The sequence below is a fragment of the Lactobacillus kefiranofaciens genome, assembly GCF_900103655.1.
GTDB lineage: Bacteria > Bacillota > Bacilli > Lactobacillales > Lactobacillaceae > Lactobacillus > Lactobacillus kefiranofaciens.
Genome location: NZ_FMXC01000038.1, coordinates 1 through 13,940, shown reverse-complemented (window position 1 = coordinate 13,940; position 13,940 = coordinate 1). Strand labels below are relative to the sequence as shown.

Genomic DNA, 13,940 nt, shown 5'->3' with positions numbered 1-13,940 from the left:
GTTCGTGCCAGCCTAAGAAAGACGCATGAAGCTCATCTGGGCATTCATCACGGCGCCATTGAAAGCTTAACAGCAGGACATAGCTATTTAAACGATTTTAGCAGAAAAATAAATCAAATAAATATTTAAGAAATTAAGGTCAGACTAATGGTTAATAGCCTACCGCAAAAATATTGACACTTACGAAGTAGTGTATAATATTGATTTTATTATATAATTGTGATAAACTTGTTCTAAAGGAGCTGTTGCTTAGTGCCAACATCAATTATCACAATTAAAAACAAGCTGGATTCTCACTTAGGTGATACCTTAACAGTGGTAGCTCAAGCGGGTCGTAAGAAAGTTACTAAGAGACGGGGAGTTTTAAAAGAAACATTCCCTGCAGTGTTTGTGGTCGATCTTGATCAACATCAGAATAATTTTAAACGTGTTTCTTACAGTTACACTGATTTATTAACTAGAAGTATTGCATTGAAGTTTGATGATGAAGCTGAAGCTTAAACACAATTGAAAAATGACACTAGCATTTATTAAAATGTTAGTGATTTTTTTTGCCCTTTAGAGTATATTTATTAAGTATCAAAGCAAACATTAGAAAGGAAATATCATGAAACGTTCAGAAAGATTGGTGGACATGACCAAATATTTAATGGAACGTCCTCATACTTTAATCGCATTACCATTTTTTGCTAAGCGCTATGGCGCTGCTAAGTCATCGATTTCAGAAGATTTGGCGATTTTGAAGCACACTCTTGCTGGCAATCAAGACGGAGTTTTGGAAACTGTCGCTGGTGCAGCGGGTGGCGTCCGTTATATTCCATTTTTAGGTAAGAAACATGCAGAAGATTATTTAACAAATTTAGCAGCTAGAATTGAAGATCCTAGTCGTATTTTAGCTGGCGGTTTTGTTTATCTATCAGATATTTTAGGCGATACACAGGACTTACGCAGAATTGGTGAATTAGTAGCTACTCACTATGCGTATGATGACGTTGATGCCGTAATGACTATTGAAACTAAGGGAATTGCTTTGGCTCAAGCCGTGGCCCGCTATTTAGATGTTCCATTTGTAACTGCTAGAAAACGTTCTAAGGTTACTGAAGGAGCTACTGTTTCCGTTAATTACATCTCTTCTTCACTAGCTCGAGTTTCTAAGATGGAATTGCCAACTCGCGCTCTGGCTAAGGGATCTAAGGTCTTGATTGTCGACGACTTTATGAAGGGCGGCGGCACTTTGACTGGGATGGAAGAACTAGTTAAGGAGTTCGAGGGTACTATTGCAGGGACTTGCGTGCTTTGTGAAGCTGACTTCGATAAGGAAAAATTAGTTAATAATTACCTCTCTTTGGTAAAAATCAGTAAAATTGATACTGCTAAGAAGTTGATTATGGCTCAACCAGGCAACTTCTTGGATAATACTGATTTTGACCGCTTTTAAAATGTTATACTAAAAACAATTTTTAATTATTAAGAGGTTAGTTACTAATGAAAAAATATGTTGTTGTTCTTGCCGCAGGCAAGGGTACTAGAATGAAGTCCAAGTTATATAAGGTATTGCACAAGGTTTGTGGCAAGACGATGGTAGAACACGTTGTTGATGCTGCAAGCGGAGTAAATCCTAGTGAAATCGTTACCGTCGTAGGTACTGGTGCTGGTGAAGTAGAAAAGGTACTAGCTAATAAGTCAGAGTTTGCCTTCCAAGAAAAGCAGCTGGGTACTGGCGATGCCGTAATGACTGCTAAGGAAGCATTAGGTGATAAAGATGGTGCAACTTTGGTTGTTACAGGCGATACTCCATTGTTTACCAGCGATACTTTTAATGAATTGTTTAAGTATCATGCAGAAAAAGGCAATGCTGCTACTGTTTTGACTGCAGAAGCACCTAATCCTTTTGGTTATGGTCGAATTATTCGCGACGCTCAAGGCAATGTCTTGAGAATCGTTGAACAAAAAGACGGTAACCCAGAAGAATTAAAGGTTAAGGAAATCAATACCGGCGTCTTTTGCTTTGACAACAAGAAGTTGTTTGAAGCTTTAAAGCACGTTGACAACAACAACGCTCAAGGCGAATACTACTTGACTGATGTACTTGAAATTTTGCGTAATAGTGGTGAGCGTGTTGGTGCTTACAAGATGCCAGACTTCAGTGAAAGCTTAGGCGTAAATGATCGAATTGCTTTAGCTCAAGCTACTAAGACAATGCAAAGAAGAAGTAACGAAGCACATATGCGCAATGGCGTTTCATTTATCGATCCAGATACTGCATATATTGACAGCGACGTTAAGATTGGCAATGATACGGTGATTGAAGGCAACGTAGTAATTAAAGGCAATACTGAAATCGGTAGCGGTTGCTATATTACTAATGGTTCAAGAATCGTTGATTCCAAGATTGGCAACAATGTAACTATTACGTCTTCAACTATTCAAGAAGCTGAGATGGACGATAATACTGATATTGGCCCTAACTCACACCTTCGTCCTAAGGCAATTATTCGCAAGGGTGCACATATTGGCAACTTCGTTGAAGTTAAGAAAGCGGAGATTGGTGAAAATACTAAAGTAGGTCACTTAACTTATGTTGGGGATGCTACTTTAGGCAAGGATATTAATATTGGTTGTGGTACTATCTTCTCTAATTATGATGGGGTTAAGAAGTTCCATACTAATGTTGGTGACCACTCATTCATTGGTGCTGGTGCAACTATTATTGCACCAGTCAATGTAGCTGATCATTCATTTATTGCTGCTGACTCAACAATCACTAAAGATGTTGATAAGTTTGATATGGCAATTGCTCGCGGTCGTCAGACTAACAAGCCTGACTACTGGCATAAATTACCTTTGTCTCAAGATAAAGACTGGAATTAACTCAATTAATTAATAAATAACCTTAGCTAAAACGGCTAAGGTTATTTTTATTCATAAAATGATGTATAGGATATAGTAAATTATATAAAATGTACTTTTATTTCGCTATGTATATATATAAACCCAACTAAATAAAATAACGCATCTGCTTAAAATAACTAAATTTCATAAAAGGGAACTCTATATAAGTCTAATCTTATAGCCTTTATAGCAAATAAATAGCAATAAAAATAACAGAACTATTGGCAAATGGTAATTAAAGCATTACAATAGAGGCACAAACAGAGAAAAATTGAATAGAGGTAGAGATCTATGAAAACGAATCATAAGATTATAATGTTATCAGTTGCTGCAATGATGGGAATTAGTCCTATTGTAGGAATTAGTTCTTTGCATGCTGGAGAAGTAGTTTATGCAAGCACTTATCGTACTGTTGGAAGCAATAGGGTCAAGGTAATTAAGGATACTTGCTTTGTTAATTCCAAAGGCAAGGCTCTTAACCTTAAGTCATAATGCTTACGTTTATAATTCTAAGGGTAAGAGAGTAGACAATGGCTTAGGCAAGTATTTTATTAAAAAGGGTACTTCTATGTCATATGTTGGCACTAAAAAGATTCATGGCAAGAAGTATTATAATCTAGGCCACGGCGAGTACATTAAGGCTGGTAACGTTAAAGGTTCATTTTCAGCAGTTAAGCCGCATGCTACAACAGCACCGACGGCTTCAGGAGCTACCCCCCAACTGATATGAGCGAGCCTAATTTAACTTTAAAGGCTAATGCTTATCCGTATAATGCTAGTGGTCAACGGATGGGCAGTTATTTGGGCTTTACTTATATTAAGAAGAATACTACCATCAATTACTATGGTACTAAGAGTATTAAGGGTAAAAAATACTACTACATTGGTGATGACGCTTATATTAAGAGTGGCAATGTTGGCAAAGTTCGCAGTCAAGTAGCAGTTAAGCCGCATGCTACAACGGCTCCCACAGCAGAATATAATCAAGCATCGCTTTCTATGCCTCGCGGCAAGCATACAATTACTTTGAAGAAGAAAGCTTATGCATATGATAAAAATGGCAAGTGCATGTACAACTATTTAGGTTATAGTTATATCAATAAAGGTGCTGAGTTGAACTATTATGGTACCAAAAAGATTAACGGTCGTACTTATTATTATGTTGGTGATGATGCTTACATAAAAGCCGTTAATGTGGGAACAAAAAAATAAGAAAAGCTTAAAGCGAAAATATTTGCTTGCAAATTCAAATAAGAGCTCTACAATATAGTTGCTAATAAGTATTTTTTATATGAGGTAGGTATTATTTATGAAATTAAGTCATAAGTTGGTAATGGTATCAGCAGCAGTTTTAATGGGTGTAAGCCCAGTTTTAGGAATGGCAGAAAACAGTGTTTCTGTGCAAGCTGCTCCAATCGCTCATGCTAAGGGTGTACACAACACTTATGGTAAGAACAGTCGAGTTAAACTGACTAAGACCATGAAGTTTGTTGATAGATTTGGCAAGAAGACTTCTAAGCCTGCACCTAAGGGTGGGCATTACACTATTTGGAACGTTAAGACAATTAATGGTCAAACTTACTACAGCATCCAAACTGATTTAAAGTACTGGATTCCAGCAGCAGCTACTGAAGGTACAGTAACTTACAAGTCAGGCAATACTACTTATACTCTTAAGTCTAATGGCAAGAAGGTTACTACTTCTAAGAGTGTAAAGAAGAGTGCTAAAAAGTCAGCTAAGAAGGTAGCCAAGACCACTAAGAAAACTACCAAAAAGGCTAAAAAAGAAGTCAAAAAAGCAACGAAAACTACTAAAAAAGAAGCTAAGAAAACGACAAAGAAAGCTTCAAATAAGGTTGCAAAGAAGAGCAATTCTAAGAAGACTATTAAGCCGGTAAAAATTACCATGAAGAGAAGAGCTTACGTATACGACAAGAATGGTAAGCGTGTTAAGAACTATGAAGGCACCTATTACGTTGGTAAAGGCATTACTGTTAAGGGCTTAGGCACTAAGACTATCAAGGGCGTTAAGTACTACGCATTACAACCTAACCATTATTACGTAAAGGCTTCAGATGTAACTGTTAAGTAATAATTAATCATGAAAGATACCTTTTCATTAAGAAAAGATGTCTTTTTTGTTCCAAAATTGGCAAAAATGAAATTTGGATTTACAATAGATAAATGAATTTGAATTTAAATTTTAGATCTGAGGTATTTATTAATGAAATTAAGTCATAAGTTAATTATGGTATCTGCAGCTGCATTGATGAGTGTTAGTCCATTATTAGGCACTAATCAAAACGTTAATGCTGCAACTTCCAAATCATCTAAGACCACTGCTAAGAAGACTTCAACTAAGAAAGCAGCTTCTAGCAAAAAAGCTACTGCTAAAAAGACTTCTAGCAAGAAAACTGCTGCTAAGAAATCTACTTCATCCAAGAAGTCAACTTCAAAAAAGGCAAGTTCTAAGTCATCTTCTAACAAGATCACTCTTGTTCACAATGCTTACGTATATGACAAAAAAGGCAAGCGTTTAGACCAATATATGGGCAGTGCTAAGTACACTACTATTGCTAAGGGCGTGACTGTTACCTCAAATGGTACTGTTAAAATTAAAGGCACTGTTTACTACAACTTAGGCGGTGGTGCTTATATTAAGGCAGTTAATGTTGATGGTAAGGCAGCTGCAACTACTAATGATAAGAAGGCCGCTTCATCGAAGAAGGATACTGACACAAATGATGATACTGACAGCGTTAAGTTGATTCATAACGCTTATGTTTACGATGAAAATGGTAAGCGGATTAAGAAGTACAACGGCAAATCCAAGTTAAAGAAGGGTACTAAGATTGACGTTTATGGTACTCAGATCATTAATGATAAGAAGTATTACCAATTAGATGAAAAGGGTACAGCTTTTGTGAAAGCTGGCAATATTGATGCTAAGAAGGTTAACAAGACAACTTTAAAGCACAATGCTTACATTTATGATGAAAACGGTGATACCAAGAAGAAAACTGTTAAAAAGGGTAAGACTGTAACAATCATTGAAGCTAGATATATCGGTACTAAGCTTTACTACAAGATTGGTGATGATCAATTTATTAAGGCTTCTAACGCTGGCAAGGTTTCTGGCCCAGAACTTGAACCAGTTAACGAACCAGATGGTGCAGCAACTGTAGTTGTGCCTGATGAAGATACCACTGATGCTAATGCTTCATACGTAACTATGACTAAGCTTGCTCCACTTTACAATGTTAAGGGTCAAGCAGACAACACTAGATCATTTGGCGAAGGTCAAAGACAACAAGTTTCTGAATTAAGATACATTGCAACTTCAGCTACTAGCACTCCAGAATTATTCTACAAGTTAGCTAATGGCAGAGGCTATGTAAAACAATCTGATGTTCAATTTAGTGGACGCATTCTTAATGCTGCTAACACTCCAGAACAAGCTAAGGCAGATGTAACGATCGCAACTTCAGCTAATAAGACTAAGCTTGCTCAAAGCATTAGTGAAGCAGATTCTGTCAGAAATTCAGAAGCCTTCAAGCTTGCTTCACAAGCTGCTAAGAATGGCTACAATGAAGCTATCAGCAAGGCAATTAAGGTTAATGACAATAAGACTGCTACTATCGCTGAAGTTAATGACGCAGAAGCAAACATTGTTACTGCTAAAACTAACTTAGGTGGCAAAAAAGTTGCCGTAGCTAATTTAAGCAATTTAACTCCAAACGAAGTAACTGAAATCGTTAAGTTAGCTGCAGCGGTAAACAATGTTCCTGAAACCGCTATTCAATTTACGAACAACAATACTGTTTTATCAATTGTAACTAACGGTTACCACCAAACTTTGAACATTAATGATTATGCAGTTCAAACTAGTCAAAACTAATTATTGATTTAAATAAATGAAAATAAGACGTAGTGCACACAGAGATGTACTACGTCTTATTTTTTAGGATATTTTCGTTGTACTAGAAAGTACAAGTATATTCTAGCTTTTTTAGTCATAAATAGTTAGTGCTTTTGCTCTGTTTTTTACTATTACAGGTAAAATCTTGTTATAATTAAAGAGTATGTAGTTCTTTTTGGAATAACTTTTGCTAAAATAGAGCTGGTTAAATATTTTTACGGAGGAAATTATGTCCTATAAAGACGATATGATGATTTTTGCCCTTAATTCAAACGTGCCATTGGCACAAAAGATTGCGGATCGTGTTGGTGTGCCGCTATCTAAGTCCAGTGTTGAACGTTTCAGCGATGGCGAAATTCAAATTAACATTGATGAAACTGTACGTGGTAAAGATGTATATCTGGTTCAATCAACTAGCAAGCCAGTTAACGACAATTTGATGGAATTGTTAATTATGATCGACGCTGTACGCCGCGCTAGTGCCCGTACAATTAACATTGTAATGCCTTACTATGGTTATGCTCGTCAGGACCGTAAGACTCGTGCACGTGAGCCTATTACCGCCAAGCTAGTTGCTGATATGCTTCAAACAGCTGGTGCTAACCGTATCTTGTCACTTGACTTACATGCACCACAGATTCAAGGTTTCTTCGACATCCCAGTCGACAACTTAATGGGTGCTCCATTATTGGCTGACTACTTCTTGCGTAATCACCTTGAAGAAGGCGCAGTTGTTGTTTCACCTGACCATGGTGGTGTTAACCGTGCTCGTAAGTTAGCTGAATTCTTGGGTTGTCCGATTGCTATCGTTGATAAGCGTCGTCCTAAGGCTAATGTTGCCGAAGTTATGAATATTATTGGTGATGTTAAGGGCAAGCGTGCCATCATTATTGACGATATGATTGATACTGCTGGTACTATTACTTTAGCTGCCCAAGCATTGATTGATGCTGGTGCTACTGAAGTTTATGCGAGTGCCACTCATGCTGTTCTTTCAGGTCCAGCTATTAAACGGCTAAATGATTCTCCAATTAAGAATTTAGTTTTGACTGATTCAATCAATCAACCAGCTGAAAACAAATTGGATAAGATGCTTTTAGTATCGGTTGGCTCACTAATGGGGGATGCCATTAAGTGTATTCAAAACCACAAATCACTTAGCCCATTATTCAACACCAGATATGAAGCTGACAAGAATAAGTAAAAGATATTTAGAAATTAGAAGGCGGTTAGTCAATTTGACTAGCCTTTTTTTAGCAGGTGATAAAAATGACACAATACCTAGCTTTTGATATTGGCGGTACTAATTTAAAATATGCGTTGATTGATGAAAAAGGGCAAATTAGTGAGAAGAAACGTATTAAAACTAGTAATGAAAGTCTAGACTCATTTATGGATTCCCTTTACATCGTTGGCGACAAATATGAAGGCAAGTTCGAGGGAATTGCAGTCTGTGCGCCAGGCAAGATTGATACCGAGCACAAGACGATTTATTTTGGCGGAGCTTTATCTTTTTTAGATGGTTTAAATTTAGAAAAAACATTAGGGAAGAGGTATCGTGTCCCAATAGCTGTAGAAAATGATGGCAAAGCCGCCACTTTATCTGAACAATGGCTAGGTGAATTACGCGGTGTAGATGATGGCGTTGCCCTCACTTTAGGTACTGGCGTTGGCGGTGGTATTGTGGTGAACCATCGCGTGGTTCATGGCTGGACCTTTCAAGCTGGAGAACTTAGCTGGATGATCATTAATTCGGGACTAGGCACGCAGAACGTAGCTGCTTATACTGGTTATAGTTGTTCTGCAGTGAACATGATTCGGAAGATCAATTTAGCTTTAGGCAATGTGAATGATCTTGATAACGGTAGAGCAGTTTTTGAAGCGATTGATAAAGGCGATTTGCGTGCAACTGCAATTTTTAATCGCTATTGTCGCAGCGTAGCAATTATGATCATTAATATCCAAACCGTGATTAATGCCTCCAAGTTTGTAATTGGTGGTGGAATTAGTGCACAACCAGCTTTAATTAGCGGCATTGATGATCAATTGCATAAGATTCTTGCTAATAATCCAATGATCGGTAAGCAAATGATTGTGCCTCCAGTTGTTGCCGCTAAGCATGGTAATGATTCCAACCTATATGGAGCATTATATGCATTGCTATTAGAATTGAAAGATAAGAATTAGGTCAAAATAAAAAAGAGTTAGTTGCAATGACTAACTCTTTTTACGTTGCTAAGCAAAATTATTTTTGACTTTCACTGATTGCCTTAGCAATTGCGACGCTGGCTGCGGCAACTGTAACTACCATAGCGGTCTTGCAGCCTACCTTGACTACGTCTTTAACCAAGTCTTTGTTGTCGTGAATGAAGTCGAATGACAACTTGGTGTAATCCATGCAGTAGCCATGAACGGTACTCATCAAGTCTTTAATTTGCTTGTAGCCGTTTTTTTCAACGTGGTTAACTGCTTCAGGTTCAATATGGGTTCTAACGTCTGTGTTTAAGTTTTCGTTATCCATTGTAATACCTCATTTCTATATCTTATCTATATTTTACTTCTTTTTATCTCGTTTAGGTCTTCTTAAATACCGCAATGCGCCATTCTTAACATATTTTTGAAATTGATCGTAAAGTGTAGCGAAGATTTGCGGCTGATCTTCATCGTGGGCTAGCATTGTCTTAGGGAAGAAGAAGCGCTCATCCCCTTGAAAAGTTCCATTTAAAGCGCGGACTAACGGGCTCATTTGTGATAGTTCAATCATACTGCCGTCATCCTGCATAATCTCAATCTGGCTATTAGCGTTTTTGCCCGAAGGCTTATAAGCATCATATGGCTCATCGAAGGCTGAATTAATTGCAGTATAGTAATCAGGATTAAAACCAGCTTGCTTAATGATGTTTTTAAGTTTAGGTAATAGGTTTTTAGTTTCTTCGTCGATTCTGACACTGGCTAGAGGTTCTCTGTAAAGATAGCGTTTGGCCAGGTCTGATAGAATAGGATCGCGTGCTTCAGTCCACATGGAAAAATTGGTTTCCATAACGCCATCGTCTAATTTAAGATAATCATCAAGCGTCCAATTGCCTGCTAAAAATTTGGCTAAGCTAGGTGTAACTTGTAAGTTGCCTTTTTGGTAAATAGCTTGTGCCCGTTCAAGCAAATGATGCAGGATAACCTCCATTGAACGCCCCACGCGGTGAAAATAAACCTGTTGATACATTTGATAGCGTGAGACGATATAATCTTCAACTGCATGCATCCCATTATTGGTAAAGCAAATCCCATCTTGGTAAGGACGAATCACACGTAGAATTCTCGAAAGATCAAACAAGCCATATTTCACGCCTGTGAAGTATGCATCACGTTGTAAATAATCCATCCTGTCTGCGTCAGCTTGGCTAGAAATCATTTTGACTACTTGTGCGTTAGGGTATGTTTTGGCAATTACGCTAGCCACTTGTTCTGGAAAGTTAGGCGCCACTTGCTTCAATGCCTGATTAATTTCTGTATCAGGATCAGTAATAATTTTTTGCCCGATTTTTTCATGATTAGTGCCAAACAAATGCTCGAAAGTATGCGAATAAGGGCCATGACCGATATCATGCAATAATCCCGCACATTCGACCAATAAGCGATTATCATCGTTCCAGAGGCCATCATCTGGACTGGTTGAGGGGTATTTTTTAGTAAAAATATCGCAAATGCGCCGAGTTAATTCATAAACGCCTAAATTATGTTCAAATCTGGTATGCGTTGCCCCAGGGAAAACGTAGCTTACCGGTCCTAGTTGTTTAATTCTGCGCATACGTTGAAATTCCTTAGATTTAATGACGTCTAAGACAACTTTATCTTCAATGTGAATGTAGCCATGAACCGGGTCACGGAGCACGACTTCTTGTTTTAATTTTGGACTTTGAAATCTTGCCATAAAAATTCACCAAGCTTGTTAATTTAAATTTTGAAAAAATATATTAAAATAGAATACGTCTACTTAAAATTATAGCAAAGATGTGCATAGATTGGTTAACGGAAGGGATGAGAACGTGGCAGCAATTACAATTAACCTAACTAGTAAAATTACACAGGATAACGATACCGAAATTTTTACGAGACATGCACGCGGTACGATGACTGAAAAAGATGGCATTATTAGAATTGCTTACGCTGAAGAACAAGAGATTCCGGTCAAGATGCTCTTAAAAGAAGATGAACTATTAATTCGCCGCGGCGTTGATCAAAACAACTATTCTTTTATGAGGTTCATTCCTGGTGAAAAGGGAAAGTGTCGTTATGTCGTAGAAGGTCGGCAGATGGATATGGTCAGCGTGACGAATTTATTAGAATATACAGCCAAAGAAGACGGTTCACATCAACTTCGGGTTGAATATGACCTCTTTAATGGACTATACTTAATAAGTAACTATGCAGTCACGTTGATTTTTACTTAAACGCCTAGTAAAATAGTAAAGATTGTATAAGAGAGGACGTACAGCTGTGGGATTAGACAAATTTAAAGACAAAAACCGTGATGAATTGTCAATGATCGAAGTTGCTCGTGCAATTTTGGAAGACAATGGTAAGAGAATGGCATTTGCCGATATTGTTAATGCCGTACAAAAATACTTGGACAAGAGTGACGAAGAGATTCGTGAACGTTTGCCACAATTCTATACTGACATGAACACTGATGGTGAATTTATTTCAATGGGTGAAAATGTGTGGGCACTTCGTTCATGGTTCCCATATGAATCAGTTGATGAAGAGGTCAACCACCCAGAAGATGAAGACGATGATGATTCACGCAAGCACCATAAGAAGGTTAATGCCTTCTTAGCAAGTGCTACTGGTGATGATGACATTATCGACTACGATAATGACGATCCAGAAGACGACGACTTAGATGCCACTGCTGATGATAGTGATGATGATTCTGATTATGACGAAGATAATGACGATGCAGATGATGTTTTGCCAGATGGCATTGAAGGTCAATTATCACAATTAAACGATGACGATGATGACGACGAAGATGATTAATTTGCTTGACTTGAATAGAAAAAGCAGATAATATTTTTGTTGGGCACCCTATGTGCGTTTAGCTCCCTAGAATAGCAGGGAGTTTTTTTGTTTAAAAGGATAGTTAAAAAAGGAGCAAAAAATGACAAAATACATCTTCGTAACTGGCGGTGTCGTATCTTCACTTGGTAAGGGAATCACTGCATCAAGTTTAGGTCGACTTCTTAAGAACCGTGGCTTAAAGGTCACCATGCAAAAGTTTGACCCATACATCAACATTGACCCTGGTACAATGAACCCATACCAACACGGTGAAGTTTATGTTACCGATGATGGTACAGAAGCTGACCTTGACTTAGGTCACTATGAAAGAATCGTTGACGTTAGAACCAGTAAGTATTCTAACGTTACTACTGGTAAGATTTACCAAGAGGTTTTGGAAAAAGAACGTCGTGGTGACTACCACGGTGCAACTGTACAGGTAATTCCTCATATTACTGACATGATCAAGAAGAAGATCATGCGTGCAGCTTTAACCACTGATTCAGACGTAATTATTTCTGAAATTGGTGGTACTGTTGGGGATATCGAATCGACTCCATTTATGGAAGCTATTCGTCAAATGCGTCGTGAGGTTGGTGCAGACAACGTAATGTATATTCACTGTACTTTAGTACCACTTCTTCATGCAGCTCATGAGATGAAGACTAAGCCAACTCAACACTCAGTTGCTGAACTTCGTAGTATTGGTATTCAACCAAATATGCTTGTTCTTCGTGCTGAGGAACCAATCGACCAAGAACACAAGGATAAGATTTCTACCTTTACTGACGTTCCTGTTGATCGTATCATTGAATCAATTGACGCTCCTTCATTATTCGATGTGCCTTTAGCTTTCCAAAAGCAAGGCATGGATCAAAAGGTCTGCGACTTCTTGCACTTAGAAAGTCCAAAGCCAGAAGCAGATATGGAAGCTTGGAAGAAGTTGGATGAACGGGCTAAGAGCTTGAAGCACCATACTAAGATTACCTTGGTAGGTAAGTATGTTGAACTTGAAGATGCTTACATTTCAGTTACTGATGCTTTACAACATGCAGGTTACTTGTACAATACCAAGATTGACGTAGATAAGGTTCAAGCTGAAGACGTAACTGAGGACAACATCGCCGATATCATGAAGGGCTCTGATGGTTTAATCGTACCTGGTGGTTTCGGTACCCGTGGTCTTGAAGGCATGATTACTGCAATCAAGTATGCGCGTGAACATGACATTCCGTTCTTGGGCATCTGTTTAGGGATGCAAATGGCTAGTGTTGAATTTGCTCGCGACGTTTTGAATTTGGAAGACGCCAACAGTGCAGAAGCTGAACCAAACTGCAAGAACAATATTATCGATATCATGGCTGATAAGCGTGATGAAGAAAATATTGGTGGTACCTTGCGTTTGGGTCTTTACCCTGCTGCTCTTAAGAAGGGTACTAAGACTCGTGCTGCTTATGACGATCAAGATGTTATTCAAGAACGTCATCGTCACCGTTTCGAATTCAACAACAAGTACCGTGATGCCTTTGAAAAGGCCGGCATGGTCTTCTCAGGCGTTTCACCAGACAACCGTTTAGTAGAAATTATTGAATTGCCAAAGAAGAAATTCTTTATTGCAGCTCAATATCACCCAGAGTTCTTGAGTCGTCCGCAACGTCCAGAAGGACTGTTCAAATCATTCATTGGTGCTGCTAGTGGATTACCAGCAGAAAAGTTCTAAGCTTGATAATCATTTGAATTATACAAAATCTTAAGAAAACAAGAACTGAAGGCCCTAAGTGTATAATTTTTTGCGGTAAGTTGAATAATTAATTAAAAAAGCTCAAGTCCTTTGAATTTAGACTTGAGCTCAAACAAAAAGACCAGTAGTCTGATGTTAAGAACAAAAAACACATTAGAAGCTGGTCTTTTATGGAATCTATTATAACTGATATCGTGAAAATTATTAAGTCTGAAAATAATGTTATTGCTCGTGAAAAGGCATTAATGTGCTACTTCTTTGGTTTGATTAGAGAATTAATAAAATTAGCACTAGAAGAAGTTGATGCCGGCTTAGTTGAAGAAACTAAAA

15 protein-coding genes and 1 pseudogene are annotated in these 13,940 nt (G+C 37.9%); 14 read left to right on the top strand and 2 right to left on the bottom strand.

Annotated features, from left to right (window positions below; all coding sequences use genetic code 11):
- Positions 1-252 precede the first annotated feature (252 nt).
- The 10 genes from BLP58_RS09865 (at position 253) to BLP58_RS09825 (ending at position 8,998) form a co-directional block, all read left to right on the top strand.
- Complete coding sequence (locus BLP58_RS09865) at positions 253-501, top strand: Veg family protein (protein ID WP_013855275.1); 249 nt, start codon at positions 253-255, stop codon at positions 499-501.
- Between the two features lie 106 nt (positions 502-607).
- A complete protein-coding gene (gene purR, locus BLP58_RS09860) occupies positions 608-1,438 on the top strand; it encodes a pur operon repressor (protein ID WP_013855276.1) in 831 nt (276 codons plus the stop codon).
- A 47-nt stretch (positions 1,439-1,485) separates the two neighbouring features.
- The gene (glmU, locus tag BLP58_RS09855; protein ID WP_013855277.1) at positions 1,486-2,871 is read left to right on the top strand and encodes a bifunctional UDP-N-acetylglucosamine diphosphorylase/glucosamine-1-phosphate N-acetyltransferase GlmU; all 1,386 of its coding nucleotides are present in this window, start codon (positions 1,486-1,488) and stop codon (positions 2,869-2,871) included.
- Positions 2,872-3,183: 312 nt separating this feature from the next.
- On the top strand, positions 3,184-3,384 hold the full coding sequence (locus tag BLP58_RS12490; RefSeq protein ID WP_025084276.1) for a hypothetical protein: 201 nt from the start codon (positions 3,184-3,186) through the stop codon (positions 3,382-3,384).
- A complete protein-coding gene (locus tag BLP58_RS12485; protein WP_034536550.1) occupies positions 3,344-3,622 on the top strand; it encodes an SLAP domain-containing protein in 279 nt (92 codons plus the stop codon). The genes BLP58_RS12490 and BLP58_RS12485 overlap by 41 nt, the downstream gene beginning before the upstream one ends.
- Positions 3,619-4,104, top strand: coding sequence for an SLAP domain-containing protein (locus BLP58_RS09845; protein ID WP_081780108.1), 486 nt, complete (start codon positions 3,619-3,621; stop codon positions 4,102-4,104). The genes BLP58_RS12485 and BLP58_RS09845 overlap by 4 nt, the downstream gene beginning before the upstream one ends.
- 97 nt (positions 4,105-4,201) lie before the next feature.
- Positions 4,202-4,984: an SLAP domain-containing protein gene (locus tag BLP58_RS09840; protein ID WP_013855280.1), complete on the top strand. Its 783-nt coding sequence runs from the start codon at positions 4,202-4,204 to the stop codon at positions 4,982-4,984.
- Positions 4,985-5,116: 132 nt separating this feature from the next.
- Entirely contained in the window at positions 5,117-6,790 is a 1,674-nt protein-coding gene (locus tag BLP58_RS09835; RefSeq protein ID WP_013855281.1) for an SLAP domain-containing protein, read from the top strand.
- A 250-nt stretch (positions 6,791-7,040) separates the two neighbouring features.
- Positions 7,041-8,015 (top strand): ribose-phosphate diphosphokinase, encoded by a 975-nt coding sequence (locus tag BLP58_RS09830; RefSeq protein WP_056941131.1) that lies wholly within the window; start codon positions 7,041-7,043, stop codon positions 8,013-8,015.
- A 65-nt stretch (positions 8,016-8,080) separates the two neighbouring features.
- A complete protein-coding gene (locus tag BLP58_RS09825) occupies positions 8,081-8,998 on the top strand; it encodes an ROK family protein (RefSeq protein WP_013855283.1) in 918 nt (305 codons plus the stop codon).
- 58 nt (positions 8,999-9,056) lie between these two features.
- On the opposite strand, the gene BLP58_RS09820 is transcribed toward BLP58_RS09825, so the two are convergent.
- Together BLP58_RS09820 and BLP58_RS09815 are read right to left on the bottom strand one after the other, a co-directional pair.
- Positions 9,057-9,332 (bottom strand): hypothetical protein, encoded by a 276-nt coding sequence (locus BLP58_RS09820; protein ID WP_013855284.1) that lies wholly within the window; start codon positions 9,330-9,332, stop codon positions 9,057-9,059.
- Positions 9,333-9,365: 33 nt separating this feature from the next.
- The gene (locus BLP58_RS09815) at positions 9,366-10,739 is read right to left on the bottom strand and encodes an HD domain-containing protein (protein ID WP_013855285.1); all 1,374 of its coding nucleotides are present in this window, start codon (positions 10,737-10,739) and stop codon (positions 9,366-9,368) included.
- Positions 10,740-10,854: 115 nt separating this feature from the next.
- Here BLP58_RS09815 and BLP58_RS09810 point away from each other — a divergent pair, with 115 nt between their 5' ends.
- The 4 genes and pseudogenes from BLP58_RS09810 to BLP58_RS11970 all read left to right on the top strand — a co-directional run.
- Positions 10,855-11,259, top strand: coding sequence for a YwiB family protein (locus BLP58_RS09810; protein ID WP_013855286.1), 405 nt, complete (start codon positions 10,855-10,857; stop codon positions 11,257-11,259).
- Between the two features lie 46 nt (positions 11,260-11,305).
- Positions 11,306-11,848 carry a DNA-directed RNA polymerase subunit delta gene (rpoE, locus tag BLP58_RS09805; protein WP_013855287.1) on the top strand — a complete coding sequence of 181 codons (543 nt, stop codon included), beginning with the start codon at positions 11,306-11,308 and terminating at the stop codon, positions 11,846-11,848.
- Between the two features lie 121 nt (positions 11,849-11,969).
- Positions 11,970-13,589 (top strand): CTP synthase, encoded by a 1,620-nt coding sequence (gene pyrG / locus BLP58_RS09800; RefSeq protein WP_013855288.1) that lies wholly within the window; start codon positions 11,970-11,972, stop codon positions 13,587-13,589.
- Positions 13,590-13,780: 191 nt separating this feature from the next.
- Positions 13,781-13,940: pseudogene (locus tag BLP58_RS11970) on the top strand (ISLre2 family transposase); the annotation flags it as partial.

What these genes read in the sequence shown, in the direction of transcription:
- purR (WP_013855276.1), top strand. Translation starts at nt 608, where the DNA reads ATGAAACGTTCAGAAAGATTGGTGGACATGACCAAATATTTAATGGAA.
- glmU (WP_013855277.1), top strand. Translation starts at nt 1,486, where the DNA reads ATGAAAAAATATGTTGTTGTTCTTGCCGCAGGCAAGGGTACTAGAATG.
- BLP58_RS12490 (WP_025084276.1), top strand. Translation starts at nt 3,184, where the DNA reads ATGAAAACGAATCATAAGATTATAATGTTATCAGTTGCTGCAATGATG.
- BLP58_RS09845 (WP_081780108.1), top strand. Translation starts at nt 3,619, where the DNA reads ATGAGCGAGCCTAATTTAACTTTAAAGGCTAATGCTTATCCGTATAAT.
- BLP58_RS09840 (WP_013855280.1), top strand. Translation starts at nt 4,202, where the DNA reads ATGAAATTAAGTCATAAGTTGGTAATGGTATCAGCAGCAGTTTTAATG.
- BLP58_RS09835 (WP_013855281.1), top strand. Translation starts at nt 5,117, where the DNA reads ATGAAATTAAGTCATAAGTTAATTATGGTATCTGCAGCTGCATTGATG.
- BLP58_RS09830 (WP_056941131.1), top strand. Translation starts at nt 7,041, where the DNA reads ATGTCCTATAAAGACGATATGATGATTTTTGCCCTTAATTCAAACGTG.
- BLP58_RS09825 (WP_013855283.1), top strand. Translation starts at nt 8,081, where the DNA reads ATGACACAATACCTAGCTTTTGATATTGGCGGTACTAATTTAAAATAT.
- BLP58_RS09820 (WP_013855284.1), bottom strand. Translation starts at nt 9,332, where the DNA reads ATGGATAACGAAAACTTAAACACAGACGTTAGAACCCATATTGAACCT.
- BLP58_RS09815 (WP_013855285.1), bottom strand. Translation starts at nt 10,739, where the DNA reads ATGGCAAGATTTCAAAGTCCAAAATTAAAACAAGAAGTCGTGCTCCGT.
- pyrG (WP_013855288.1), top strand. Translation starts at nt 11,970, where the DNA reads ATGACAAAATACATCTTCGTAACTGGCGGTGTCGTATCTTCACTTGGT.